Raw genomic sequence first — 24023 nt, forward strand, 5'->3', positions numbered from 1 at the left:
CCACGATGCTTTCACGTCCCCGATTGTTGTAAGGCAAGCAGTCGTGGATAGCACGAACGGCCATGCTTAACCCCGAGCAACGGCCGATGTTGCACAGCAGCACGAGCACGTCGCAACAGACGAAGCCCGTAAAGGCCGCCTCAACCATCCGGACCCTCTTGGGAATCGCTTGAAATGATTCTTCGATCGCCTGACGCGGATGCTTGCACGATGTGTGTATCGATCGTCCACGTCAAAAAGCGCGACATACGCAATACCTGCGACCGGCGGCCTCACGCCCATGCCGCCTGGACCGAGCATTTCCCCTGACCGACCGCTCGCCGCCGACGCACCGCGCCGGTTTCTCGCAGCACATCAAGCGCCGCACGAGCGCTAAGACACATAACGGAGACAGACATGGCAAGCGCAGACACGATTGTGTCCGGGCAATCGCACGGGCGTCATCACAACCGATGGTTCCAGCTATTCATTGGCATCGTATGCATGGGACTGGTCGCCAACCTGCAGTACGCATGGACGCTTTTCGTCGTTCCGATGGATGCGAAGCACCATTGGGGTCAAGCGGCGATTCAAACGGCTTTCACCATTTTCATCGTCACTGAGACGTGGCTCGTGCCCGTCGAGGGCTGGCTCGTCGACAAGTTCGGTCCGCGTCCGGTCGTCATCGGCGGCTCGATCTGCGCGGCGCTCGGCTGGATCATCGACGCGCACGCGACGAGTCTCATTCATCTCTACATCGGGGCGGTGGTCGCGGGTATTGGCGCGGGCTGCGTGTACGGCACCTGCGTCGGCACGGCGCTCAAGTGGTTCCCGGACAAGCGCGGTCTCGCGGCCGGTCTGACCGCGGCGGGCTTCGGCGCGGGCGCCGCCGTCACCGTGATTCCGATCTCCAACATGATCCAGAGCGCCGGTTACGAGCAAGCGTTCATGTTCTTCGGCATCCTGCAGGGCGCGTGCATCTTCGTGCTCGCGCTGATGCTGGTGCGCCCGAATCCGCCGGTGGGAATCGTGCAGGCCAAGCGCATCGTGTCGACGAAAATCGACTACACGACCGGACAGATGGTGCGCTCGCCGCTCTTCTGGGTGCTGTATCTGATGTTCGTGTTCGTCGCGGCCGGCGGCGTGATCGCGACCGCGCAGTTCGGGCCGATCGCGAAGGAATATGGCTTCGCCAAGATGCCGGTCAATCTCCTCGGCGTGACGCTGCCGCTGCTCGCGATGACCTTGTCCATCGACAATCTGTGCAACGGCTTCACGCGTCCGCTGTGCGGCTTCATCTCCGACAAGATCGGCCGCGAGAACACGATGTTCTTCATCTTTATCGGCGAAGGCATCGCGCTGCTCGGGCTGATGGAGTTCGGACACAACCCGTATCTCTTCATGCTGTTCGCGGCAATGACCTTCCTCTGCTGGGGCGAGATCTTCTCGATCTTCCCGGCGACCTGCGCCGACACCTTCGGCAGCAAGTACGCCGCCGCCAATGCCGGCACGCTCTACACGGCGAAAGGCACGGCCTCGATGCTGGTGCCGCTCGCATCGGTGCTCGCGTCGATCGGTTCGTGGAACGCGGTGTTCATCACGGCAGCGGTGACGTCGATCGCGGCGGGACTGTGCGCGAAGTTCGTCCTGGCGCCGATGCGCAAGCGCTGGATCGAAAACACGGTCGCGGAAACGTCCGCCGAATCGTCGATCAACGCGTCGTACCAGTCGGGCTGGGACGCGTCGCGCAACACCGCGCAGTGATGAAAAACGGCGCGTCGGCGTTGAGCGTATCGCTGCATCAACTGAGACTGTTCGTCACCCTCGCGCGGCATCGCAGCTTCACGCGCGCGGGCGACGAATTCGGCATCACGCAATCGGCGGTCAGCCGCAGCATTCGAGAACTCGAAGACGAAATCGCGCTGCGGCTCTTCGATCGCACCACGCGCCAGGTCGCGCTCACCGAAACCGGCCGCAAACTGCTTGCGCGCATCGCGCCGCTCGTCGAGGAACTGGAAGCGACGCTGAGGCCGCGCGCGCAGGAGGGCGGTGAGCCTGGCGTCGTGAATCTCGCGAGCAGTTGCGGTCTCACGGCAAGCGTGCTTCCGGCGATGCTCGCATCGTGTCGAGAGCGTTTGCCGGATATCACGGTCGTCGTGATGGATCGCCCGCAGAACGCGGTGCTGCAACTCGTGCGCTCGGGCGAGGCGGAACTGGGCGTCGTCATCGCGCCGGACAATCTCGACGAACTCGCGGCAGAACATATTTTCACCGATGGACTCGCGGCCGTGGTCGGCGGGCAGCATCGGCTGAGCGCGGCGGCGCGGATCGACTGGCGCGAACTGCGCGGCACGCCACTCCTTCTTCTCGATGACGACACTGGCAGCCTCGGCGTCATCGAAACCGAGCTCGCGCGATATGGCGTGAGCGGCGCGGTGCGTCAGAAACTCACGCAACCGTCCGCCGTCGCGCGCATGGCCGAAGCGGGACTCGGCCTCGGCATCCTGCCGATGCACGCACGTCTCGCGTGCGACAGCGCGCACGCGCGCTTCATCCCCCTCGTGCCGGACAGCTCGCGCACGATAATGCTCGTGCGGCGCAAGAACCGCGCATTGCGCGCGAGCGCGGCGAGTGTCTGGTCACACGCCGTCGCGTCGTCGTCGCATACTCTCATCTCGGGTCAGGCTGTCGAGGCCTGACCGAAGCGTTTCCTTTTCCTTCTCCCTTTTCCTTCGAACCCGCAACGAGCCTCGGACATGCGGGTTTTCGCTCGTCTGCGAACGTACGATTCGCCTTGTCCTCGATGCACACGGAATGTAGTATCTTGTATATCAGAAAGCTATAAGGCTACTACCCTCAGGAGACGAACCATGAAAATCTGCGTGTACGGCGCCGGTGCGATCGGCGGCTATATGGGTGCGCAACTGGCGCGCGCGGGTGCGGACGTCAGTTTCGTCGCGCGCGGGCCGCATCTCGCGGCGATGCAGGCGAACGGCGTCAAGCTTCGTATCGACGGCGAAGAGCACGTCGTCAAGGTGCGTTGCACCAATAACCCCGCCGAACTCGGCCCGCAGGATTACGTGATCATCGCGCTCAAGGCGCATTCGATTCCCGGCGTCGTCGACCTCATTCCACCGCTGCTCGGCCCGGAGACCGCGATCGTCACAGCCGTCAACGGCCTGCCTTACTGGTACTTCTACAAGCACGGCGGCGAACTCGAAGGCACGAAGCTGCAGAGCGTCGATCCGGGCGGCCGTCAGTGGGATGTATTCGGTCCTGAACGTGCGATCGGCTGCGTGCTGCTGCCGGCGGCGGAGATCGCGGAGCCGGGTGTCATCGAGCATCACTACGGCAAGAAATTCCCGATCGGCGAGCCGAGCGGCGAAATCACACCGCGGCTGCAGGCGCTGCACGACATGATGGCCAAGGCCGACATGGAAGCGCCGATGCGCGACAACATCCGCGACGAAATCTGGCTGAAGCTCTGGGGCAATCTGTGCTTCAACCCGATCAGTGCGCTGACTGGCGCGACGCTCGACGTGCTCACGAGCGATCCGGGCACGCGCGCGCTTTCGAAGGCGATGATGCTGGAGGCGAAGGCCATCGGCGACAGGATCGGCGTGAACTTCCGGGTCGACGTGGAGCGGCGCATCAACGGCGCGGGCGCGGTCGGCGCGCACAAGACCTCGATGCTGATGGACTGCGAATCCGGGCGCCCGATGGAAATCGATCCGCTGATGACAGTCGTGCAGGAAATCGGCCGGCTGGTGCATGTCGAGACGCCGATGCTTGATGCGGTCCTCGCATTGATCAAGCTGCGCGAAGGGGTAAACCAGGGCACGGCGAAGGCTCTGCCGCTCCCGCAATCTCAAAAAGCCGCCTAAACTGCAGAAAAAGGCACCAGCGTTGTTTCTGATATACAAGATGCAAAATATATTGCGCGCTGTTGCGATGCAGCATATACTGAGGGCTCTTGAGTGATTTAACCGGAGCCTGAAATGAGCATCGCCCTGTTGGTTGTTGTCGGATTCGCGCTGGTTGCCGTTGGTGTGGGTGTTACGTTTATGATTGCGTCGGCGGTGCCGCAGAGCATGCTGCAGCGCGCACAGGATCACGGTCGCTTCGCCGGACTCGCGGCGGATGACCAGAACGGCGGTTCGGGCAAGCGTGTCGTCGCAGGCCGTCCGCACTTGGGAAATCAAGCCATCAATGCCATCTGATACTCAATCTGTAGATAGGCCGGAAGTTCGTCCGTCAGGACTGACGCTTACGCTGGAGCCAATCAATGCCACGGTTTCGCTGCGCGACCAGGCGTACGCGAAACTGCGGCAGGCGATCGCCGACGCGGACATTTACCGCTCGCGGGAAGAAATCCGTCTCGACGAGAAAGAGCTGACCGAAGCGCTCGGCGTGTCCCGCACGCCTATCCGCGAGGCCATGACGCTGCTGGAGCAGGAAGGGTTTCTGCGCACGGTGCCGCGCCGGGGTGTCTACATCTTGCGCAAGACCAAGCGCGAGATTGTCGAGATGATCCATATGTGGGCGGCGCTGGAGAGCATGGCGGCGCGGCTCGCGACGCAGCGCGCAACGGACGAGGAAATCGCCCATCTGCGCCACATGTTCGACAATTTCCGCGATTCGACGCCCGCCGAGCATATCGACGAGTATTCGGAAGCGAACATCGCGTTCCATTCCGCGATCGTCCGGTTGTCGAAGTCGGAAATCATCTTCGACACCATCAAGAATATCTTTGTGCACGTACGTGCGATCCGCAAGATGACGATCTCGCAGAGCGACCGTGCGTCGCGCTCGATCGTCGATCACATGCGCATCATCGAGGCGCTGGAAAAGCGCGATACGGAGCTGGTCGAGCGGCTCGTGAAGCAGCATTCGCTCGATCTGGCGGCGTTCGTCGAGGCGAACTGCGACTTCCTCGACTGAGTCTGACCGGACGCGAGTCCGCGCGAGTATTGAAGGCCGCGTGGCGCGATGCCACGCGGCCTTTTTATCTTTTGCTAGCGCTGCGTGCTTTTCGGGCAACCGAGCAGCGACGACTGCCGTTCGAGTTCGCGCTGTCGGTCTGTGGAACGCTGGCTGTCCGCGCCGCCCCATGCGTTGCTCACGAAGTTCTGGTAACCATCGTTGCCGCGATCGTGCTGCGCGATCGGATTGTCCTTTCCCCGGTCGATCGACGCGGCCAGCGACGCACAGCGTTCGCTTTGCAATTACCGGTCGGCGGCCGAAGGGCCGGGCGCGCGCTCGATATTGCCGGTGAGCGGACTCGCATAGCGCGATGACGACGCCGCGCCCGCGATGCCCGCCGTGCGCGCAACGTTCTGAGCGAGCGCCTGTTCGAGACAGACGGAAAGCAACAGGGCCGCGACGGCGGTATAGAAAAGACGGATCATCAGGGCAACTGGAGTTCGGTTTGTTCAGAAGTCGAACTCTACTGCACTGCGCTGTTGAATCGTCAAAGTGTGTGCCGCGAAGCATATTCGTGCCATTGCGTCGCGGCACGGCGCGTCACCGCATCGCGTGAAGCATCGTCTCGCCGAGCGCCGCGGGCGAGTCCGCGACGTGGATGCCGGCGGATTTCATCGCGTCGATCTTCGCGCTCGCGGTGCCCGAGCCGCCCGAGATGATGGCGCCCGCGTGGCCCATGCGACGTCCCGGCGGCGCGGTCGTCCCGGCGATGAAGCCGACAACGGGCTTCTTCGTCTTCGCGTCCTTCAGGAATTGCGCGGCTTCCTCCTCCGCCGATCCGCCGATCTCGCCGATCATGATGATGCCTTCGGTCGCGTCGTCTTCCAGAAAGAGCGACAGGCAATCGATGAAATTCGTCCCGTTCACCGGATCGCCGCCGATGCCGATGCATGTCGTCTGCCCGAGCCCGGCAGCGGTCGTCTGCGCGACGGCTTCATAGGTCAGCGTACCCGAGCGCGACACGATGCCGATTTTCCCCGGCAGATGAATATGCCCCGGCATGATGCCGATCTTGCATTGCCCCGGCGTGATGACGCCCGGACAGTTCGGCCCGACGAGCCGGCTTGCCGAGCCGGAAAGCGCGCGCTTCACGCGCAGCATGTCGAGCACCGGAATGCCTTCCGTGATGCAGACGATGAACGGCACGTGCGCGTCGATGGCTTCGAGAATCGCATCGGCGGCGAAGGGCGGCGGCACGTAGATGACCGAGGCGTCAGCGCCGGTCTTCGCGACCGCATCGGCGACGGTGTCGAACACGGGCAAGTCCAGATGCGTCGTGCCGCCTTTGCCCGGCGTGACGCCGCCGACCATCTGCGTGCCGTAGGCGATCGCCTGCTCCGAATGAAAGGTGCCTTGCGCGCCGGTGAAACCCTGGCAGATCACTTTGGTGTTGCTGTCGATCAGAACGCTCATCTTGGTGTCCTCAGGAACGGTGCAGAGCGCTGACGATCTTGTCGGCGGCGTCGGCGAGATTGTCGGCGGCGATGATCGTGAGGCCGGAAGTGCGCAGAATCTCGCGGCCCGCATCGACATTCGTTCCGGCGAGGCGCACCACGAGCGGCACGCCGAGTTCGATTTCCCGCGCCGCCGCAACGACGCCTTGCGCGATCACGTCGCAGCGCATGATGCCGCCGAAGATGTTGACGAGAATCCCTTGCACTTTCGGATCGTGCAGGATCAGCTTGAACGCGGTCGCGACGCGTTCCTGCGTCGCGCCGCCGCCGACGTCGAGGAAGTTCGCTGGCTCGCCGCCATAGAGCTTGATGATGTCCATCGTGGCCATCGCGAGGCCGGCGCCGTTCACCATGCAGCCGATGTTGCCGTCGAGCTTCACGTAATTGAGCCCGTGCTTCGCCGCTTCGATTTCGGCGGGATCTTCCTCGTCCTCGTCGCGCAGCTTTTCGATATCGGGATGGCGGTAGAGCGCGTTGTCGTCGAAATTGAGCTTGGCGTCGAGCGCCATGACGTCGCCCGAGCCGGTGACGACGAGCGGATTCACTTCGACGATCGACGCATCGAGTTCGACGAATGCCTGATACAGCGCGCTGATGAATTTCGATGCCGCGCCGACCTGCTTGCCGGCGAGACCGAGGCCGAACGCGATCTGTCGCGTACGAAAGGGCTGAAGGCCGGTCGCCGGATCGATCGCGACCTTGAGGATCTTCTCCGGCGTGCGATGCGCGACGTCCTCGATCTCCATGCCCCCTTCGGTCGACGCCATGATCGTGATGCGCGACGTGGCGCGATCGACCAGCATGCCGAGATACAGTTCGCGCGCGATGTCGCAGCCTTCCTCGACGTAGAGACGCTTCACTTCCTTGCCTGCCGGCCCGGTCTGCTTGGTCACGAGCACGGACCCGAGCATCTTCTGCGCGTGTTCGCGCACCTCGTTCACGGATTTGACGACGCGCACGCCGCCCTTGCCTTCGGGATCGTTGGAAAAGCGTCCCGCGCCGCGACCGCCTGCGTGAATTTGCGATTTCAAGACCCAGACCGGCCCGGGCATCGCGCTCGCGGCGTCGGCGGCTTCCTGCGCGGAGAAGGCGACACGGCCCTCCGGCACGGCGACGCCGTACTTTCGTAGCAGCGTTTTCGCCTGATATTCGTGGATGTTCATTGCGTCTCCTGATGTCCTCTGATGGGAATGGGCGCGGCCGAAAAACGCGTCGTCGATGAGCGCGCTGAAATACTGTATATCAGATTTCACGCCGTACAAAAACATTTCGAGACGCGACGCGTGTTGAACTAAATGAGCGCTTAACGGAAGAGAACGGAAATCAGGGATTGATGCGCTGCAGCGTTATGAATCCGGTGACGCAGACAGCAAGAGGCTTTTAGACGATGATGCGCTGCATCACAGGGTTTTTATCGATCGGCCTGGGAGTTGACTAATACTGTGTGTGGAATATTGTATATCACAACGACCGGAACGAAGCGCGACGATCGCCGAGAGGGGTGAGCGCGATCATCGAGATCCGGGTCGATCCGACTGTCTATGCGCCCGCCAAGATGGCGCAGACGATGTACGAATAAATGTGAACCTATAAACGTCGAAAGAGATTGGGAGACAAGCCATGACGGTAAACACTTCGGGCAAGGCGCTGCACGGCGTGCGCATCCTGGATTTCACGCACGTTCAGTCGGGGCCGACCTGCACGCAGTTGCTCGCGTGGTTCGGCGCGGATGTCATCAAGGTCGAGCGTGCGGGCGCGGGCGACATCACCCGGGAGCAGTTGCGCGATATTCCCGACGCCGACAGCCTCTATTTCACGATGCTCAACCACAACAAGCGCTCGATCACCATCGACACGAAGAATCCCGAAGGGAAGAAGGTGCTCGAAACGCTCGTGAAGAAGTGCGACGTACTGGTCGAAAATTTCGCGCCGGGCGCGCTGGATCGCATGGGATTTACGTGGGAGCGCATCCAGGAGCTGAATCCGCGGATGATCGTCGCGTCGGTGAAAGGCTTTGGGCCGGGACCGTACGAAGACTGCAAGGTTTACGAAAACGTCGCGCAATGCGCGGGCGGCGCAGCCTCGACCACCGGCTTCGAGGACGGCCCGCCGACGGTTTCCGGCGCGCAGATCGGCGATTCGGGCACGGGCCTTCATCTCGCGCTCGGCATCGTCACGGCGCTGTATCAGCGCAACACGAGCGGACGCGGCCAGAAAGTGCTCGCCGCGATGCAGGACGGCGTGCTCAATCTCTGCCGCGTGAAGTTGCGCGACCAGCAGCGCCTCGAGCGCACCGGCGTGATGAAGGAGTACCCGCAATATCCGAACGGCACCTTCGGCGAAGCGGTGCCGCGCGCGGGCAACGCATCGGGCGGCGGCCAGCCGGGCTGGATCCTGAAGTGCAAGGGCTGGGAAACAGACCCGAACGCGTACATCTATTTCATCACGCAGGCGCCGGTGTGGGGCGAGATCTGCAAGGTGATCGGCAAGGAGGAATGGATCGACCATCCGGACTACAAGACACCGAACGCGCGGCTGCCGCATCTGAAGGATATCTTCGCCGAGATCGAGCGCTGGACGATGTCGAAGACCAAGTTTCAGGCGATGGAAATCCTCAACAAGCACGACATTCCCTGCGGCCCGATTCTCTCGATGAAGGAGATCGCCGAGGACCCGTCGCTGCGCAAGACCGGAACGGTCGTCGAAGTGGATCATCCGGTGCGCGGCAAATACCTCACGGTCGGCAATCCGATCAAATTGTCCGACAGCCCGACCGAAGTCATGCGCTCGCCGCTGCTCGGCGAACACACCGATGAAGTCATGGCCGAACTCGGCTACACGCCCGATCAGGTCGCCACGCTGAAAAGCCTCGGCGCGATCTGAGTTGCACTGACTGAATGCTTTGCCGCCGCCTCGAACGAGGCGGCGCGGGCCCCTGCGCGAAAAAAGCCGGAGATACGTCCAAATGAACCGCACGGTTGTGCGAGCGGGGCGCGGCGCAGGTTTGATCTGAAGTGAGTAGGAGGAGACGAGAGCGCGGGCCATTTGAACCCAAATGCAGCCCGCGCTCCTTATAAGGGAGACACACATATGACACATTGGATTCGTTTTCGCGATGCCGGCGGCAGTATCGGCTTCGGCACGCTCGATCAGCACTCGGGCCGCGTCGTGCAGCATGACGGCGCGATGTTCGACCGCCCGCGCCCGACCGACGTTTCGTTCGCCGTGGACGACCTGACGCTGCTCGCGCCGTGCCAGCCGAGCAAGGTCATTGCGCTGTGGAACAACTACTACGCGCTGTCGCAGAAGCTCGACAAGGCGCCGCCGCAGCATCCGCTCTTTCTCATCAAGCCGCCGATGTCGGTGATCGGACCGGGCGAGTCGATTCGCCGGCCGAAGAGCTACCAAGGCAAGATCGCTTATGAGGGCGAGCTGGGCATCGTGATCGGCAGGACGGTGAGTGGGGCGTCGGTGGAGGAGGCCGAGGCGGCGATCTTCGGCTATACCTGCGTGAATGACGTAACGGCCATCGAACTGCTGCAGGAGGACCCCAACTTCGCGCAATGGTGCCGCTCGAAGGGCTTCGACACGTTCACGTGCCTCGGCCCCGCGATCGTCACGCCGGGCAACGGCTTCGACTGGCGCACCTCGAACGTCGTCACGACGCTCGAAGGCGTCGAGCGCCAGAATTATCCGCTCGACGACATGATCTTCTCGCCCGCCGAGCAGGTGAGCATGCTGTCGCAGGACATGACGCTCGTGCCCGGCGATGTGATCGCGTGCGGCACGTCGATCGGCGTCGGTTCGATCAAGGACGGCGCGCGCGTGGATGTGTCGATTGCGGGCATTGGCACGCTGTCGAACGTGCTGGACGCCTGAAGGAGCGACGCATGTCCGACTTTCTGGCCGGCGCGCTTTGCGTGCTCGCGGCGCTGTCGGCGGGTTCGTCGATGCGCGTGGGCATCGCGCGTTCGCGCGGGATGTGGGAGGCGGGCGCGCTGCTCGTCGCCGCATGCTGCGCGGGCGGCGCACAGGGTGTCGTCGGGCTCGTGCTCGCTGCTGTCGCGGGATGCGTCGGGTATCGGTCCGGTCGCGGCGGATCGGGCGCATCGACGCAGGCGCTGCTTGCCACGCTCGCGTTCGTCGCATGGATGCTGCCGGGCTCGGGCAGCGCGTACGCGGTGCTGGCGGGCGGCGCGATTGCGGCCTTGGGCCTTGTCCTGGGCCTCGGGACGAGCCGCGAAAGCATCGGCGTTCAACCGATGCATCTCGCCTGCGCAGGCGCGTGCGCGGCGCTCGCCTATGCGTTCGGCGCGCAATCGGGCGCGCTCGCCGTGTTGCCGGTCATTGCGATGATCGCGCTCATCGGCGCGCATCTGTCGCTCGCGATGGGCGGCAACGCGGCGGCTCCGGCCGCGAGCGTCATGAGCGCGGCGGCGGCGGGCGGACTCGCGCTCGCGGCGGCGCTCGGCGGCGCGCAGAGTGCGCTCGCCGTCGCGGCGGTCGCGATCGCCATCGGTTGCGCGCGCTCCGCGGCGCTCGCCGGCATCGTGCGCGAGACGCGATAAACGACGGAGCCGGCGCGGTTGCCCGCGCCGGCTCCGTCTCCGTTCGTCATACGTGAAATCAGCCGCGCATCAACGATCGCGATTCCATAGCGCGCCGAGCACGAAGCCGACGGCTGCCGCGATCAGCACACCCTGAATCGGCTGGCTGGCGACCGCGAGACGCACGTTGTCCACGGTCTGACCGTAGCTTTGCTGCAGGTTGCCGTACGCCTGCCGCACCTTGCCCTCGGCTTGAATGCTTTCATCGCCCGTGACTGCGCCGACCACGTCCTGCACCTTGCCGACGACCTTTTGTGCCGCGCCTTCCACTTGATCCTGCACCATGGTGCCTCCCTTCGGTTGAGCGGTTTTTCGTGAGTCCGGATTGCCGGAACGCACCTTCACAGCACGCGGCGTGCCCAGATCGGCTCAGGCCGGGCCGATCGCTTTTTTAACGGTGTCCAGCAGGTCGTCGATCGAAAGCGGCTTGCGGCGGAACTGCGCGTGCGGATGCGCGAGCGCCGGCGCGTTCGCCGCCGCGCTCGTGAGAACCACGGGCACGCGTGCGAGCCCGTCGTTCGCGGCCATTTGCCGGATTAGTTCGACGCCGTCCATGTGCGGCATCATCCAGTCGGTGATGACGAGGGCGGGCGGGTTCGACCGCGCGGCGTCGAGCGCGATGCGCCCGTTGGACGCGGTCGACACCTCGTAGCCCTCCATTTCGAGCACGAGCCGCCAGGTGGTCAGAATGTCGAATTCATCGTCGACGACGAGGATCTTTTTCATGCGCGCGCGCCGGGGTCCGACACAGAGAGCGCGGGCGCGATCGACGGATGTCCGGACAGCAGACCCGTCGGGCCAATGAAGCCTTCGCTGATATGAAGGCCGCGCGAGTCGATCGTGAGACGGCGGATCGCCGAATCATGCGGGCCTTCGCGCTGCTTGACGATCGACACCATGCGATACAGCGCGGAATTCGCCTCGACATATCGCATGAGCACGATGTTCTCCGTCATCGCGGAGGCGCGCAACGTCGCGGGCGCCGCCGAATCGCCGTAGAGCGGGAGTTCCTCGGTGAGGATGGTCGTCACGCCGGCGTCGCGCAGGCGGTGCGTCAGCGCGTTGAGAAAGAGGCCGAAACGCTCGGTGCGGTTCGCGGACTGAAAAAATCCGTCGATGCCGTCGACCACCAGCCGCGACGCATTCGAGTTCCGGACCGCATTCATCAGCTCGACGGCGAGCTCGTCGATCGCGAGTTCGACAGCCGGGTGCCAGTGGATCGTGAGGCGTCCGTCCTGCACGGCCGGCCTGAGATCGATGCCGACCGACAGCGCCTTCGCGAGCAGCCGCTCGGGCGATTCGTAGAGACCGAAGTAGACGCAGGGCTCGCCGCGCTCGACGCCCGCCTGCAGGAACTTGAGCGACAGAAGGGTCTTGCCGATACCAGATGGGCCGATCAGCGTGGTCGTCGAACCGCGCACGACGCCGCCGCCGAGCATCTGATCGAAATCGGGAAATCCGAAGCCCAGTTTGCTTGCGAAGTCCGGCGTGCCCCGATCGTTGGCGGGCGACGCCTCGATGCGCGGAAAGGTCACGAGACCGCTTTCCGTGATCTTGAAAAAGTGCTTGCCGAGCAGATGATCGCGGGCGCGCAGCTTGTGGACCTCGATCTCGCGGGCGCGCCGCATGCCGGTGTTGTAGCGGTTCAGCTCGATGAGGCCGTCGACGAGCGTGTGTTCCGGATGCGGCTCGTTGCCGGAAAGCGGTGCGAGGATCAGCGTGGTGCAGCGCGCGGCGCTCACGAACGCCGAAAGCTCGTGGATGAACTGCGAGAGTTCGAGCTCGGTCGAGCTGAATTCGCGCGCGCTGCGAAAGCCGTCGATCACCATGAAGCGCGGCCGGCTCGTCTTGATGGTCGCCGCGATCAGCGCGAGAAAGCCGGACAGGCCGTCGCGCATCAGCTCGTGATAGCCGGAGACGAAGAGCATCCGGTCGGAGATGGCGTCGGCGTTGTAGAACGAGAGCCCACGCAGATGGGACAGGAGTTTGGTGTGCGATTCGGCGATCAGCGTGATGTAGAGCACCATGTCGCCCTGCGCGACCCGGTGAAAGCCGATTTGCGACGAAAGAATCGTCTTGCCCGCGCCCGCCATCCCTTCGATCAGATACAAGCCCCCTTCGACGAGGCCGCCGCCCAGTATGTCGTCCAGGCCCGTCACACCGGTCGTCACGTTGCCGTCGTTGGCGGCGTGCTGCCTGGGTTGATCGCTGGAGTGGTTGTCGTCTTGATTCATGGCATTTTCGTTTTTACTTGGCGTAACGCTTTTTGCGAAGGCGCATTATGGCTGACTATCGGCAAGCTGTGTCCGCGTGCCGTGACGGTCGCCCCCGCCGCCGTGCCTTTCCGTGCAGGGTTTTCTGTGTTGCTGCAAGCCTCGCGGCGCGCGCCAGACGCGCTCGTGCACGTGAACGAACGCTTCTTGCACGCATTTTTCACGCCTGATCGACGCGACGAATGAGAGTGGCTGCCCATCGAAAGGAATTCTTTGAGAACACTCTCATAGGCAGATGGCAAAACCACTGGTGAAATAACGAACCATGTCGTACACGGACGCCGAGTTGTTCCGGCCGCTCCACTCCGGCGCTCGCGCGCCCTCGTTACTTCTCCTTTGCCATGCACCGTTCGCACTCGATTCCGGGCGCTCTTGCGCTCGTCGCCAGTCTTTTCGCATTTTTTGCCGCCGCCGTCCCGGTCCACGCCGGCGAAGCATTGCCCGACGCGCGCATCTTGTCGGCGGTGCCCTTCGTATTCCAGAGCGACCGCGGCATTCTCTCGCGCATGCCTGTCGATCCCTCGGACTCCCGCATCTTCAAGCCGATCGGAACGATTCGCGACGCGAGCGAGCCGCGCTTGCCGCAAGACTCTTTCAAGCGCCCGTCGACGATTTGAATCCGCGCGGTTTTATTTTGATTGAACGAGATAATAAATCGTCTGGAATTGGCGGCTTTGTAGCGGCATAATCCCTTCCGAGCGACGTGCTTCGCCGTTACGGAAAATCGCAATGAAACATTGGTTGATTGCGAAAATCGTGCTGATCGCCGCCGGCTTGTCCGGATTTGCGTGGGCTGCGGATCCTGTATTGACCAGGCCTGACGCGGCGGCATCAAAGAATGGCGATGTCGCGGAACTCGAAAATCTGACTTCCGCCGGAAAAATCACGGAATTACGAAAGACATTCAACGGCAGTTACGGCGCGAGTCTCTCGTATTATTCCGAACAGATGACTTACTACGCCGCACTGTTTCAACAAAACAATGTTTGGCGCGTATTCAAGACGCAAAACGAAGGGCGCGCCGAAGCGATTTATTCCGATTTCGCCAAGACTTCGGGCACGCTCGCCGAAGCCGAAATCAAGCGCATCAAGCTCGAGGGAGAAAAGGCCTATGCCGACCGCCAGATTGCCGCCCAGCAGGACCGCGCCGTCCGGCTGCAAGCTGATCTCGACATTGCTCGCGCGCAGCAGAGCCAAGCGGCGACCTACCAGCTGGAGCAGCAGAACGCAATCCGCGAACTGCGCACGGAGCAGGCCGCCGCGCAGGCACAGCTTCGCGCGCTACAGATCCGGGTGCAGGAGTTGCAAAAGCAGTCCGATGGCGATCTGCCCGCTTTGCCTAAATAGTGTTTCCGAAACGCGTGACAGATCTCCTCGATTTGGGAGTTGTCCGCTTAAGCGCCGCGAATCGCCACGCTACAATCCGGCAGCTTTTGGATTGCTTTTCGATCACTGAATGCATCCGAAATCGATCCACGAATCTGCCTGCGGCCCTTCGGGCATGAATTCTCGTCCGAAAATGAGTTGCGCTCTAGCGGCTCGCGCTTTGAAAATGAAACGCATGAACTCCAAGATGCTCACGAAAACCGTTGCCGTTAGTCTTGTCGCCGCTGCCGTACTTGCGGGTTGCTCGTCGACCACCGGTCCGGCTTTCAATATCAGCGAAATTCAAACCTCGAATGGGCAGAAGGCCTTTCGCGCCGAATGCTACGGCCTTTTCGAGAGCGGCAGCGCCTGTATGACCGCAGCACAGAAGATGTGCGGTAATCAGCAGGTGAATGTCCTCCAGACGCTCGCCGGCACGCAGGCATCCGGCGATGCGCGTAACGTAATCTTCAACTGCGGAACGCCGGCGCAACCGGCTCCCGTTCCGGCCGCGCCTGCACCACAGCCCGCGCCCGCGCCGGCCCCCGCGCCGCGCAAGATCGTGCTGGATGCGAAGACGAACTTCGCTTTCGACAGTGCGGTATTGACGCCGAAGGCCCAGGGCTCGCTGGACAAGCTCGTTGCGGAATCGCGAGGCATGAAGCTTTCGTCCGTCGCGGTCGAGGGCTATACGGACTCGATGGGTTCCGATGCCTATAACATCGGTCTGTCCCAGCGCCGCGCGCAGGCGGTTCTCGAGTACCTGAAGGGACATGGCTTGAGCGCCGATAACTACGCGATGAAGGGTTTCGGCAAGGCCAATCCGGTCGCGTCGAACGCAACGAGCATCGGACGTGCGGAAAATCGTCGCGTGGAAATCACGCTCACGCCGTAATTTGCCGAGGTACGGCGTCGAAAAAAGCCCGCGAACCGATGGTTCGCGGGCTTTTTATTTTGCAGCGAACGGGCGACGGTTCAGAAGAGCGCGAGTTGCTCGCGCCCCGGCCCGCCCTCCAGCGTAAGCAGGTGACGCTTGCGCTCCACGCCGCCCGCGTAGCCGGTCAAGTCGCCGTCGCCGCCGATCACGCGATGACACGGCACGATGATCGACACAGGATTGCGCCCGTTCGCGCCGCCCACTGCCCGCGATGCGCCCGCGGGCAAGCCGAGACGGCGCGCGAGATCGCCGTAGGTCCATGCGTCGCCGAACGGAATCTGCCGCAGTACATCCCAGACCTGCCGCTGAAACGGTGTGCCGTGAAGTTGCAGCGCGATCGAAAAATCCCTGCGCGCGCCGGCGAAATACTCGCCGATCTGCTCGCACGCCAGGGCGATCACGCGTGATCCAGGGGCCGCGTCCGACAGGACCGGTTCCGGCAGACCATTGGGAAAGTGCTTTTGTCCGACGAAGTAGAGTCCCGTCAGGCAGTCGTTTTCGGCTCGATACAGGATGTGCCCGAGCGGGCTCGGGCCGACGTGGCATTCGATCACTTCTATTCCCCGCGCGGCGGTCTTTGCCCGCCGCTTCAGATAAACGGATTGTCGGCGGTGCCGGATGGCGCGCCCGGTTCGTCGGGCAGCTTCGCCGGCAGCGATGCATCGCTCTGCAACGCTTCGACGATCGCACCGATCGCCTTCTGAAGCGCCAGCGCATTCGCGAGCCCGATCTTGTCGCGGGCGATCGTCAAATCGCCGCTGATGGTCAGGCGCTTCACGCCGTTCTCGATGTTGATCGCGTCGCCCGCGATGTTCATCACGTCAGTATCGTTTGCAAATGGCTTAAACACCGCGCAATCCTCCAAGTCGCTTGTCCTTCAGTTCGTCGGGTATGCCGGGAAACGCGAGCCCGCTCATCGCTTCCAGCTCGCGCACGGTTTTCATCGTGTACGTGTTCGTGGCCGTGTTCTCGACAACCACCGCGAATGCGATCTTGCGCTGCGGCAGATAGACCACTTTATACAGTTGCGTCGGCACGAATACGCGCGATTCGCCGATCGTCTGCAACTGGCGTCCCGCGAAGAGCGGGCCAGTGACGACATACGCCTCGCCCGATTCCTCCGTCAGCCTGCGCACCGCTTCCTCGATACGCGACCAGATGCGCCGGTTGTTCGACGGATCCTGCGGCACGATGTTCGCGAGCGAAAACGATTCGGCCATGCCTTTCTTGCTCGCGCGATCGCCCGCGGGGCTCATGTGGCCGCGGTCGTATCCACTCCTCTTGTAATCGGCGAGTTGAGCGCTTTCATTGGGCGGAAGGCGCTTCTCGGCAAAGAAGCGATTGGTGCGCGTATTGTCCTTCGCCTTCTCGACGCCGTCCGCGGTCAGATGTTCCGCGGACCAGAGCGGCCCCTTGGTGACACCGGAATGAAGCAGCGCGAAATCCGTATAGCAGATTTCCTGCGTCGCCGCGCGCATCTTCGCATTGACGACGACCGGCGCGCGGCCGTTCGGGCTGAACTGCGGGCAGTCGTTCGCGGATGCGCCGACACACACGAATGCGAGGAGCGCAGTGGTGAACGCCTTGAGGCGGAATTGCATGCTTGAGAAGGTCCTGGCGACGATCGGGGCCGCAAAGTATAAGCGCTGAAGACAGCGCGCGGGGCGGGCGAGCCCGCGGGCGCGTGTCAAATTCAGGCGCGCTAGAATGCGTCGGCCGACGTCATAGCGAAATCGAAAAATGAATCCAGTGCGCAGCAAGCCGTCCCTCGTTCGATCCTTGATTTTGTCTCTCGCGATGTCCTTCGCTTGTCACGCGCATGCGGAGGATGCCGCGCAACCGGTCGGCAACGACGGCCCCGCTTATGGCCCCGAGTTGCAAGGCTTCGACTATCCGTATCCGGTTGCGAGCTTCGCGCTCACGTCGCAACGGCAGGTCGTGCGCATGGCGTATATGGACGTGCATCCGCCGCATCCGAACGGGCGCACCGCGGTACTCCTGCACGGCAAGAATTTCTGTTCGGCGACCTGGAAGCAGACCATCGAGACCTTGACCGACGCGGGCTATCGCGTGATCGCGCCGGACCAGATCGGCTTCTGCAAATCGACCAAGCCCGCGCGATATCAGTACAGTTTTCAGCAGCTTGCCCGCAACACGCACGCGCTGCTCACGGCGCTCGGCGTATCGAAGGCGACACTCATCGCGCATTCGACGGGCGGCATGCTCGCCGTGCGCTATGCGCTCATGTATCCGCGCGAGACCGAGCAACTCGTGCTCGTCAATCCGATCGGTCTCGAAGACTGGAAGGCCAAGGGCGTGCCGTCGATTTCCGTCGACGACTGGTACGCGCGCGAACTGAAGACGAGCGCCGACGGCATTCGTCGCTACGAGACGAGCACCTACTACTCGGGCCATTGGCGCGCCGACTACGAACCGTGGGTGCAAATGCTCGCGGGCATGTATCGCGGGCCGGGCAGGGACATCGTCGCGTGGAACTCGGCGCTGCTCTACGACATGATCTACACGCAGCCCGTCGTCTACGAGTTCGATCAACTGAAAACGCCGACGCTCTTGCTCATCGGCGACAAGGACACGACCGCGATCGGCAAGGACTTCGCGCCGCCGGAGATTCGCCCGATGCTCGGCCGATATCCGGATCTCGCGAAGCTGGCGAAGGAGCGCATCGAGGGTGCGAAGCTCGTCGAGTTTCCCGAGCTGGGTCACGCGCCGCAGATGCAGGATCCGGCGGCGTTCCATAAGGCGCTGCTCGATGGCCTCGCCGCGCTGAAGCCAATCGCGCAGTGACTCAGCTTGTCCGGGGCGCGCACGAAGCGCGCTCGATCGCCGGCACCTGAATCGCCAGCGTGATGCCGCGCGCGACCATGAAGAGGGTGAGCGCGAGCCACAGCCCGTGATTGCCGAGCGATCCCGCGAGCGCCCACGCCGCCAGCAAGAACACGGCGAGCGAGACGGCCATCGCCTTCATGAGCTCGTGCGTGCGCGTCGCGCCGATGAACACGCCGTCGAGTTGAAAGCCCGCGACCGACGCGAGCGGCAGAATCGACGCCCACGGCAGATAGCGCATCGCCGCCGCCTGCACGACGGCCTGATCCGTGAGCCTGCCGATGATCCATTCGCCGCTGATCCAGTAGACGATGGAAAAGCCCGCCGCGCCGATCACCGACCACAGCAGCGTCACTTTCACGGCCTGACGGAACGCGTACCGGTCGCGCGCGCCCGCCGCCGCGCCGACGAGCGCTTCGGCCGCGTGCGCGAAGCCGTCGAGCCCGAAGGACATGAAGGTCTGAAAGTTCAGCAGGACGGCGTTGGCGGCGAGGATCGCATCGCCCTGGCGCGCGCCGAGATGGGCGAACCAGGCGTACGAGCCGAGCAGGCAGATCGTGCGAATGAAGATATCGCGGTTGATCGCGATGAGTCGCCTGAGCGCGTGTGTATCGAACAGCGCACGCGGCGCGAGCGGGGCGAGGCCGCGCGGACGCAGATGCCAGAGTATCGCGAGACCGAGCGCGAAGCCGCAGACATCCGCGAACGCGGTCGCCGCCCCGATGCCCGCGATGCCCCAATCGAAGCGATAGACGAAGAGCAGCACCGCGACGATGTTCACCAGATTGATGAAGATTTGCGTGACGAGCGCGAGCCGCACGCGCTGGCAGCCGAGCAAAAACCCGAGCACGACGTAATTGCCGAGCGCGAACGGCGCGGCCCAGATGCGCGCGTGACAATAGGCGCGTGCCGTGTCCTGCACGGCGGCGCTGCCGCCCAGCGCGACGAGCCCATAGCGGATGATCGGCACTTGCAGCGCCAGCACCGCCGCGCCGATCGCGAGCGCGAGCAGCAGCGCGCGCAGCACGCTGGCGCGCAAGGCGTCGTCGTTGCGCGCGCCGAACGCCTGCGCGACGAGGCCCGTCGTGCCCATGCGCAGAAACCCGAAGCCCCAGAACACGAAACTGAACACGAGCCCGCCGAGCGCGACGCCGCCGAGATACTGCGGTCCGTCGAGATGGCCGGCGACGGCCGTGTCGACCGCGCCGAGAATCGGCTGCGTGAGATTCGCGAGGACGATGGGAAACGCGAGCGTCAGCACGCGCTTGTGCCAGTGCACGGGCAGCGCGTGGTCGTCGGTGGAAGCGTCGGGCGGGGTCGTCTGCAAGATGTTCGGGCGGGCGTTCGTGGCAAGGGCGTCATTGTCCCGAGCGAACGCGGACCGCGCAACTTCCGGCGAACGTCGATAATGCGCGTCATGAAAACATTCGCGCTCTATGTCGTCACGGCCATCGCGGAAATCGCCGGCTGCTACTTTCCTTATCGATGGCTCAAGGAGGGCGGCTCGCCGTGGCTCGTCGTGCCCGGCGCGCTGTCGCTCGCGCTGTTCGCATGGCTCCTCACGCTGCACGCGGCAGCGGCGGGGCGCGTCTACGCGGCGTACGGCGGCGTGTATATCGGCGTGGCGATCGCGTGGCTATGGGCCGTCGACCGCATCCGGCCGACGGCGTGGGATGTCGCGGGCGCGGCAATCGCGCTCATCGGCATGGGCGTGATCGCGTTTCAGCCGCGCGTCTAGAGCCGCTCACGCTTCCAGTGCCAGCAGCGCGAATGTCGCGAGCCAGTGCTCGCCCATGTAATCGCCCGCGACGTGCGCGATGCCCGACGCCAGATGCTCATGCGCGGCCGCTTCGAGCACGGCGATGCGCGCATCGCCCGCCGGCAGCGCCCGCGCGATCGTGCGCTGGCACCACGCGCGGGAAAGGTTCAGGCCGTCGAGGTGCGCGAGTTTGCCGTCGCTGCGATCGGTGACGGTGGCGGGCGTGAAGAGCGTCGCGGGTTCTCGCGCGGCGATGCGCGGCAAAAACCGGTCGAACCAGCCGACGAAACGCTCGCCCTGCAGCACATGGCGCATCAACACGGCTTCCATCAGCGACGGCGACAGAAACTCGTCGCCCGCCGGCTCCCATGCCTGACAGCCCTCGTCCTTTTCGAACCAGCGCAACGCCGTCTCGCTCAACAGGCGCTCGAAACCGGCGTTTTGCGCGGCGCGCGCGTAACCCATCGCGAGCGTCAGTGCGAACGCCATGTTGAAGTGCGTGCCGACCCGAAGCGGATACGTCGACTTCGGCAGGAATTCCTCGAAGCGCGCGACGAACGCATCCGCGAGCGGTGCAAGCGTGCGGGCCCAGCGCACGCCGTCGCCGGAACGCATCGAGCGGAGCTGGCCCGCGAGCGCGAGCAGCCACGCCCACCCGTAAGGACGCTCGAAGCCCCGCGCGGCAGGGCGCTCCAAATAATCGACTTCGGCCGCGACGTTGGCGTCGGTGAAATGCGCGTCGATCACGGCGCGGATGCGCGGCGCTTCCGGCAAATCCGGAAAACGGTCATGAAGCCGCGCGATCAGCCAATACCCGTGCACGCACGAATGCCAGTCGAAGCTGCCGTAGAAGATCGGATGCAACGCGCGCGGGCTCTGCACGTCGGCAGCGCCTGCCATCACGTGATCGAGCTTGTTCGGGTACTCGCGCGTCAGGTGCCCGAGCGCGACTTGCGCGAATTTCGACGCGAGCGTGGCGTCGAGCGTGATCGGTTGATGCGGATTCATGCAGTCCTCGTCGATGCGGATCGTGTTCCCGGGACTTTATCGATAAATAGTCGTCAAAATCTTTGTTTAGGGTAATTACCTATGACATGCGGACGAGCCATCGACCGTTCGGGGCGCGAGCGTTGCGCGGAGCCGTCGCACGCGCGGCGAATGCTTTCGCGGCAAGCCTGAGCGGGCGGGCGTATGTCAGTTGTGAACGCGACGCGAGCGCGCTCCGGGCGAATTTTCTGATTACATCCGGCCGTCTTTCGCGCGCCACGATCGCGCGCTTTCGCACGAAGCGCGTATAAACTTGCGCCCGAACGCCGCCAAGAGCGTCCGGACCGGGGTCACGAGCCCCGGCAAACGCCATCCAGACAGTGACCAAGAGATCAGAAACAATATGACCGACCTTCCCGCTTATACCGCAGAGGACACGCGGCGCCGCGTTTTCGCAATCGTCGGCGCCTCGTCGGGCAACCTCGTCGAGTGGTTCGACTTCTACATCTACTCGTTTCTTGCGCTGTACTTCTCCGCGGCATTCTTTCCCGGCGGCAATCCCACGGTTCAGTTGCTGAACACTGCGGGCGTGTTCGCCGCGGGCTTCCTGATGCGTCCGATCGGCGGCTGGCTCTTCGGCCGCATCGCCGACAAGCACGGCCGCCGCAACGCAATGATGATCTCCGTGCTGATGATGTGCGGCGGCTCGCTCGTCATCACGTTCCTGCCGACTTACGCGTCGATCGGCGCGTGGGCGCCGTTCCTGTTGCTGATCGCGCGCCTGTTCCAGGGGCTGTCGGTCGGCGGCGAATACGGCACCAGCGCGACCTACATGAGTGAAGTCGCGCTGCGCGGCCGGCGCGGCTTCTTCGCGTCGTTCCAGTACGTGACGCTGATCGGCGGCCAGCTCGCCGCGCTGCTCGTGCTCGTGATCCTGCAGATGTTCCTGTCGACGGAAGAGCTGAAGGCGTGGGGCTGGCGCATTCCGTTTTTCATCGGCGCGTGCGCGGCGCTGGTCTCGCTGTACCTGCGCCGTTCGCTCGACGAAACCTCGACCGCCGAAACGCGCGACCGCAAGGAGGCAGGCACGCTCGCGGGCCTGATGCAGCACAAGGCCGCGTTCATGACGGTGGTCGGCTTCACGGCGGGCGGCTCGCTGATTTTCTACACGTTCACGACCTACATGCAGAAGTATCTGGTCAACACGGCCGGCATGCATGCGAAGACCGCCAGCAACGTGATGACCGCCGCGCTCTTCGTCTACATGCTGTTGCAGCCGCTGTTCGGCGCGCTGTCGGACCGGATCGGCCGCCGCGCATCGATGCTGTGGTTCGGCGCGCTCGCGACCATCGGCACGGTGCCGTTGCTGCACGCGCTCTCAACGGTGGCGAGCCCGGTCATGGCGTTCGTGCTGGTCGTGATCGCGCTCGCGATCGTGAGCTTCTATACGTCGATCAGCGGTCTCATCAAGGCCGAAATGTTTCCGCCGGAAGTGCGCGCGCTGGGCGTCGGCCTGTCGTATGCGGTCGCCAACGCGGTGTTCGGCGGCTCGGCGGAGTACGTGGCGCTGTGGCTGAAATCGGTGGGCAGCGAATCGACGTTCTTCTGGTATGTCACAGTGATGTGCGCGATTTCGCTCGTCGTGTCCTGGCGCATGCTCGATCCGAGCAAGGAAGGGTATCTCCGTAACGAGCCGTAAGCCGGCGGGCGGCGTGCGCGGGCGGCCAAGTCCGTCGTGTCGCACGCTCGCCACCCGCGCGGAACGCCGTTGTCCGCCGGGCTTGCCGATGAAGGTACTATGGTGTTTTATGCGGTATGTGGATGACGCACCGGCCACGGTGCGCGATGTTGAGCAAAAAGTGCGGGAACCGGATACGTATGCGCGCAGCGCCGCCGCGCGCAAATCCGATGTGCACATTCGGGTGCGTCGGTCTGCCTGGAGCCTGTTCATGGAAGATTTCGACGAAACGCTGTTCATAGTCTGGCGAGCCAACCTGAACGTTCTGGTCGGTTCGCCCGGAGGCGCCGGGCGCCTCGCGCGAATGATGAACTTCTCGCCGACGTTCATGAAGCTGATCGTCGCCGGTCAACGCGATTTCAACGAGGAATTCGTGCGCGGCATCGAGCTCGTCACCGGCCTGCCGCCGCACTGGATGGACGAGCGCCGCACGCTGGACGAGGTTCCGCGCGACGTCCTGCGCGCAATCGACGAGGAAACGCCGATGGCCGTGTTTCGCGGCACGGCGCATCCCGCGCCGAAGCGTTCGGTGCTGCGCGGCCCGGAGCCGCTGCTCTCCCAGACAGAGGCGACGCGCCGCGTCGCCGATCAGGCGCAGCAACAGGCCGAGGCAAACCGTCGCGACCTGCTTTTCCGCAAGAATCGCGAGCTGCTGTCACAGGATTTGCGCCGCCTGGAGCGCCAGCTCGGCCTGTTGCAGGTCGAAGGCATGCAGCCCAAGGTCGACGAACTCATTGCGTCGGATCGCATGAGCGAGGCTGCGAAAGCCGACCTGACCGGGCGCCTCGAACAGATCGACAAACATGTGAAGCTTTTACATCAGCATGTCGAGAAGCTCGTGGTGCTGCTGTCGAGCCCGGACGAACCCGAAGCGGGCGAATAACTACTTCTTTTTGCCGTCCTTCGGCGCTTCCGGCTCCGGATGCACGGCGATCGGATCGCTCGCGGGGAAGGTTTCCTCGAGCGCCTCGTCGAGCAGGTCCTCTTCGTTGTCCGGCTTCGGCTGATCCTGCTTCGAACGCTCATCTCGGCTGGCTTTGGTCATGGCGCGCTCCGTGATGCTGGGTCATGGTCGATCCAATATAGCAGCCTCGATG

General features: G+C 63.7%; 29 protein-coding genes. 15 read left to right on the forward strand and 14 right to left on the reverse strand.

The features are described 5' to 3' along the window. The first annotated feature begins 396 nt into the window (after positions 1-396). The 5 genes from oxlT (at position 397) to U4Y90_RS04970 (ending at position 4920) form a co-directional block, all read left to right on the forward strand. A complete protein-coding gene (gene oxlT / locus U4Y90_RS04950) occupies positions 397-1743 on the forward strand; it encodes an oxalate/formate MFS antiporter (RefSeq protein WP_321792827.1) in 1347 nt (448 codons plus the stop codon). Continuing rightward, a complete protein-coding gene (locus tag U4Y90_RS04955; protein ID WP_321792829.1) occupies positions 1743-2678 on the forward strand; it encodes a LysR family transcriptional regulator in 936 nt (311 codons plus the stop codon). The genes oxlT and U4Y90_RS04955 overlap by 1 nt, the downstream gene beginning before the upstream one ends. 171 nt (positions 2679-2849) lie before the next feature. Then, entirely contained in the window at positions 2850-3863 is a 1014-nt protein-coding gene (locus U4Y90_RS04960) for a 2-dehydropantoate 2-reductase (protein WP_321792831.1), read from the forward strand. A gap of 114 nt (positions 3864-3977) precedes the next feature. Beyond that, entirely contained in the window at positions 3978-4199 is a 222-nt protein-coding gene (locus U4Y90_RS04965) for a hypothetical protein (protein WP_321792833.1), read from the forward strand. Further along, positions 4189-4920: a GntR family transcriptional regulator gene (locus tag U4Y90_RS04970; protein WP_321793430.1), complete on the forward strand. Its 732-nt coding sequence runs from the start codon at positions 4189-4191 to the stop codon at positions 4918-4920. The genes U4Y90_RS04965 and U4Y90_RS04970 overlap by 11 nt, the downstream gene beginning before the upstream one ends. A 74-nt stretch (positions 4921-4994) precedes the next feature. On the opposite strand, the gene U4Y90_RS04975 is transcribed toward U4Y90_RS04970, so the two are convergent. The 4 genes from U4Y90_RS04975 to sucC form a co-directional block, all read right to left on the reverse strand. After that, positions 4995-5204, reverse strand: a complete 210-nt coding sequence (locus U4Y90_RS04975; RefSeq protein WP_321792835.1) for a hypothetical protein — start codon at positions 5202-5204, stop codon at positions 4995-4997. Further along, a complete protein-coding gene (locus U4Y90_RS04980; RefSeq protein ID WP_321792837.1) occupies positions 5205-5387 on the reverse strand; it encodes a hypothetical protein in 183 nt (60 codons plus the stop codon). 115 nt (positions 5388-5502) lie between these two features. Further along, positions 5503-6375 (reverse strand): succinate--CoA ligase subunit alpha, encoded by an 873-nt coding sequence (gene sucD / locus U4Y90_RS04985; protein ID WP_321792839.1) that lies wholly within the window; start codon positions 6373-6375, stop codon positions 5503-5505. A gap of 10 nt (positions 6376-6385) precedes the next feature. After that, complete coding sequence (gene sucC, locus U4Y90_RS04990; protein WP_321792841.1) at positions 6386-7579, reverse strand: ADP-forming succinate--CoA ligase subunit beta; 1194 nt, start codon at positions 7577-7579, stop codon at positions 6386-6388. A gap of 457 nt (positions 7580-8036) precedes the next feature. Here sucC and frc point away from each other — a divergent pair, with 457 nt between their 5' ends. From frc to U4Y90_RS05005, 3 genes are all read left to right on the forward strand, one after another. Beyond that, positions 8037-9299: a formyl-CoA transferase gene (gene frc, locus U4Y90_RS04995; protein ID WP_321792843.1), complete on the forward strand. Its 1263-nt coding sequence runs from the start codon at positions 8037-8039 to the stop codon at positions 9297-9299. 207 nt (positions 9300-9506) lie between these two features. Further along, on the forward strand, positions 9507-10295 hold the full coding sequence (locus tag U4Y90_RS05000; protein WP_321792846.1) for a fumarylacetoacetate hydrolase family protein: 789 nt from the start codon (positions 9507-9509) through the stop codon (positions 10293-10295). Positions 10296-10306: 11 nt separating this feature from the next. Then, positions 10307-10984 carry a hypothetical protein gene (locus tag U4Y90_RS05005; protein WP_321792847.1) on the forward strand — a complete coding sequence of 226 codons (678 nt, stop codon included), beginning with the start codon at positions 10307-10309 and terminating at the stop codon, positions 10982-10984. Positions 10985-11053: 69 nt separating this feature from the next. Here the strand turns inward: U4Y90_RS05005 and U4Y90_RS05010 are convergent, their stop codons facing one another. From U4Y90_RS05010 to U4Y90_RS05020, 3 genes are all read right to left on the reverse strand, one after another. Further along, complete coding sequence (locus U4Y90_RS05010) at positions 11054-11308, reverse strand: CsbD family protein (RefSeq protein ID WP_321792849.1); 255 nt, start codon at positions 11306-11308, stop codon at positions 11054-11056. An 84-nt stretch (positions 11309-11392) separates the two neighbouring features. Next, entirely contained in the window at positions 11393-11749 is a 357-nt protein-coding gene (locus U4Y90_RS05015) for a response regulator (RefSeq protein ID WP_321792851.1), read from the reverse strand. Further along, the gene (locus tag U4Y90_RS05020) at positions 11746-13257 is read right to left on the reverse strand and encodes an ATPase domain-containing protein (protein WP_321792853.1); all 1512 of its coding nucleotides are present in this window, start codon (positions 13255-13257) and stop codon (positions 11746-11748) included. Before U4Y90_RS05020 ends, U4Y90_RS05015 begins: the two co-directional genes overlap by 4 nt. On the opposite strand from U4Y90_RS05020, the gene U4Y90_RS05025 reads away from it, so the two are divergent. Further along, a complete protein-coding gene (locus tag U4Y90_RS05025) occupies positions 13249-13482 on the forward strand; it encodes a hypothetical protein (RefSeq protein ID WP_321792855.1) in 234 nt (77 codons plus the stop codon). The genes U4Y90_RS05020 and U4Y90_RS05025 overlap by 9 nt on opposite strands. Positions 13483-13621: 139 nt before the next feature. Here the strand turns inward: U4Y90_RS05025 and U4Y90_RS05030 are convergent, their stop codons facing one another. Further along, entirely contained in the window at positions 13622-14026 is a 405-nt protein-coding gene (locus U4Y90_RS05030; protein ID WP_321792856.1) for a hypothetical protein, read from the reverse strand. On the opposite strand from U4Y90_RS05030, the gene U4Y90_RS05035 reads away from it, so the two are divergent. Then, on the forward strand, positions 14026-14643 hold the full coding sequence (locus U4Y90_RS05035; RefSeq protein WP_321792858.1) for a DUF2968 domain-containing protein: 618 nt from the start codon (positions 14026-14028) through the stop codon (positions 14641-14643). The genes U4Y90_RS05030 and U4Y90_RS05035 overlap by 1 nt on opposite strands. 109 nt (positions 14644-14752) lie before the next feature. Further along, positions 14753-15556: an OmpA family protein gene (locus U4Y90_RS05040; protein WP_321792860.1), complete on the forward strand. Its 804-nt coding sequence runs from the start codon at positions 14753-14755 to the stop codon at positions 15554-15556. 80 nt (positions 15557-15636) lie between these two features. Here the strand turns inward: U4Y90_RS05040 and U4Y90_RS05045 are convergent, their stop codons facing one another. Genes U4Y90_RS05045 through U4Y90_RS05055 form a run of 3 tightly spaced genes read right to left on the reverse strand, consistent with a single transcriptional unit; the run spans position 15637 to position 17199 of the window. Beyond that, the gene (locus tag U4Y90_RS05045; protein ID WP_321792861.1) at positions 15637-16152 is read right to left on the reverse strand and encodes a methylated-DNA--[protein]-cysteine S-methyltransferase; all 516 of its coding nucleotides are present in this window, start codon (positions 16150-16152) and stop codon (positions 15637-15639) included. Positions 16153-16187: 35 nt separating this feature from the next. Beyond that, on the reverse strand, positions 16188-16415 hold the full coding sequence (locus tag U4Y90_RS05050) for a hypothetical protein (protein ID WP_415749302.1): 228 nt from the start codon (positions 16413-16415) through the stop codon (positions 16188-16190). 25 nt (positions 16416-16440) lie between these two features. Then, on the reverse strand, positions 16441-17199 hold the full coding sequence (locus U4Y90_RS05055) for a DNA/RNA non-specific endonuclease (protein WP_321792865.1): 759 nt from the start codon (positions 17197-17199) through the stop codon (positions 16441-16443). Positions 17200-17395: 196 nt separating this feature from the next. On the opposite strand from U4Y90_RS05055, the gene U4Y90_RS05060 reads away from it, so the two are divergent. Then, positions 17396-18403 (forward strand): alpha/beta hydrolase, encoded by a 1008-nt coding sequence (locus U4Y90_RS05060; RefSeq protein WP_321793432.1) that lies wholly within the window; start codon positions 17396-17398, stop codon positions 18401-18403. Position 18404: 1 nt separating this feature from the next. On the opposite strand, the gene U4Y90_RS05065 is transcribed toward U4Y90_RS05060, so the two are convergent. Then, on the reverse strand, positions 18405-19769 hold the full coding sequence (locus U4Y90_RS05065; protein ID WP_321792867.1) for an MATE family efflux transporter: 1365 nt from the start codon (positions 19767-19769) through the stop codon (positions 18405-18407). 90 nt (positions 19770-19859) lie between these two features. Between U4Y90_RS05065 and U4Y90_RS05070 the strand changes: the two genes are divergently transcribed. Next, positions 19860-20180 carry a YnfA family protein gene (locus U4Y90_RS05070; RefSeq protein WP_321792869.1) on the forward strand — a complete coding sequence of 107 codons (321 nt, stop codon included), beginning with the start codon at positions 19860-19862 and terminating at the stop codon, positions 20178-20180. Positions 20181-20186: 6 nt separating this feature from the next. Here the strand turns inward: U4Y90_RS05070 and U4Y90_RS05075 are convergent, their stop codons facing one another. After that, positions 20187-21209: a DUF2891 domain-containing protein gene (locus U4Y90_RS05075; RefSeq protein ID WP_321792871.1), complete on the reverse strand. Its 1023-nt coding sequence runs from the start codon at positions 21207-21209 to the stop codon at positions 20187-20189. A gap of 382 nt (positions 21210-21591) precedes the next feature. Between U4Y90_RS05075 and U4Y90_RS05080 the strand changes: the two genes are divergently transcribed. Next, positions 21592-22887 (forward strand): MFS family transporter, encoded by a 1296-nt coding sequence (locus tag U4Y90_RS05080; RefSeq protein WP_321792873.1) that lies wholly within the window; start codon positions 21592-21594, stop codon positions 22885-22887. 250 nt (positions 22888-23137) lie between these two features. Next, on the forward strand, positions 23138-23809 hold the full coding sequence (locus tag U4Y90_RS05085; RefSeq protein WP_321792874.1) for a hypothetical protein: 672 nt from the start codon (positions 23138-23140) through the stop codon (positions 23807-23809). On the opposite strand, the gene U4Y90_RS05090 is transcribed toward U4Y90_RS05085, so the two are convergent. Beyond that, on the reverse strand, positions 23810-23971 hold the full coding sequence (locus tag U4Y90_RS05090; RefSeq protein WP_321792876.1) for a hypothetical protein: 162 nt from the start codon (positions 23969-23971) through the stop codon (positions 23810-23812). Positions 23972-24023: the final 52 nt, after the last annotated feature.

The sequence above is a fragment of the Caballeronia sp. J97 genome, assembly GCF_905220305.1.
GTDB lineage: Bacteria > Pseudomonadota > Gammaproteobacteria > Burkholderiales > Burkholderiaceae > Caballeronia.

Coding starts and splice junctions, on each gene's coding strand:
- oxlT (WP_321792827.1), top strand. CDS start 397: ATGGCAAGCGCAGACACGATTGTGTCCGGGCAATCGCACGGGCGTCAT.
- U4Y90_RS04955 (WP_321792829.1), top strand. CDS start 1,743: ATGAAAAACGGCGCGTCGGCGTTGAGCGTATCGCTGCATCAACTGAGA.
- U4Y90_RS04960 (WP_321792831.1), top strand. CDS start 2,850: ATGAAAATCTGCGTGTACGGCGCCGGTGCGATCGGCGGCTATATGGGT.
- U4Y90_RS04965 (WP_321792833.1), top strand. CDS start 3,978: ATGAGCATCGCCCTGTTGGTTGTTGTCGGATTCGCGCTGGTTGCCGTT.
- U4Y90_RS04970 (WP_321793430.1), top strand. CDS start 4,189: ATGCCATCTGATACTCAATCTGTAGATAGGCCGGAAGTTCGTCCGTCA.
- U4Y90_RS04980 (WP_321792837.1), bottom strand. CDS start 5,387: ATGATCCGTCTTTTCTATACCGCCGTCGCGGCCCTGTTGCTTTCCGTC.
- sucD (WP_321792839.1), bottom strand. CDS start 6,375: ATGAGCGTTCTGATCGACAGCAACACCAAAGTGATCTGCCAGGGTTTC.
- sucC (WP_321792841.1), bottom strand. CDS start 7,579: ATGAACATCCACGAATATCAGGCGAAAACGCTGCTACGAAAGTACGGC.
- frc (WP_321792843.1), top strand. CDS start 8,037: ATGACGGTAAACACTTCGGGCAAGGCGCTGCACGGCGTGCGCATCCTG.
- U4Y90_RS05000 (WP_321792846.1), top strand. CDS start 9,507: ATGACACATTGGATTCGTTTTCGCGATGCCGGCGGCAGTATCGGCTTC.
- U4Y90_RS05005 (WP_321792847.1), top strand. CDS start 10,307: ATGTCCGACTTTCTGGCCGGCGCGCTTTGCGTGCTCGCGGCGCTGTCG.
- U4Y90_RS05010 (WP_321792849.1), bottom strand. CDS start 11,308: ATGGTGCAGGATCAAGTGGAAGGCGCGGCACAAAAGGTCGTCGGCAAG.
- U4Y90_RS05015 (WP_321792851.1), bottom strand. CDS start 11,749: ATGAAAAAGATCCTCGTCGTCGACGATGAATTCGACATTCTGACCACC.
- U4Y90_RS05020 (WP_321792853.1), bottom strand. CDS start 13,257: ATGAATCAAGACGACAACCACTCCAGCGATCAACCCAGGCAGCACGCC.
- U4Y90_RS05035 (WP_321792858.1), top strand. CDS start 14,026: ATGAAACATTGGTTGATTGCGAAAATCGTGCTGATCGCCGCCGGCTTG.
- U4Y90_RS05040 (WP_321792860.1), top strand. CDS start 14,753: ATGCATCCGAAATCGATCCACGAATCTGCCTGCGGCCCTTCGGGCATG.
- U4Y90_RS05050 (WP_415749302.1), bottom strand. CDS start 16,415: ATGAACATCGCGGGCGACGCGATCAACATCGAGAACGGCGTGAAGCGC.
- U4Y90_RS05055 (WP_321792865.1), bottom strand. CDS start 17,199: ATGCAATTCCGCCTCAAGGCGTTCACCACTGCGCTCCTCGCATTCGTG.
- U4Y90_RS05060 (WP_321793432.1), top strand. CDS start 17,396: ATGTCCTTCGCTTGTCACGCGCATGCGGAGGATGCCGCGCAACCGGTC.
- U4Y90_RS05070 (WP_321792869.1), top strand. CDS start 19,860: ATGAAAACATTCGCGCTCTATGTCGTCACGGCCATCGCGGAAATCGCC.
- U4Y90_RS05075 (WP_321792871.1), bottom strand. CDS start 21,209: ATGAATCCGCATCAACCGATCACGCTCGACGCCACGCTCGCGTCGAAA.
- U4Y90_RS05080 (WP_321792873.1), top strand. CDS start 21,592: ATGACCGACCTTCCCGCTTATACCGCAGAGGACACGCGGCGCCGCGTT.
- U4Y90_RS05085 (WP_321792874.1), top strand. CDS start 23,138: ATGGAAGATTTCGACGAAACGCTGTTCATAGTCTGGCGAGCCAACCTG.
- U4Y90_RS05090 (WP_321792876.1), bottom strand. CDS start 23,971: ATGACCAAAGCCAGCCGAGATGAGCGTTCGAAGCAGGATCAGCCGAAG.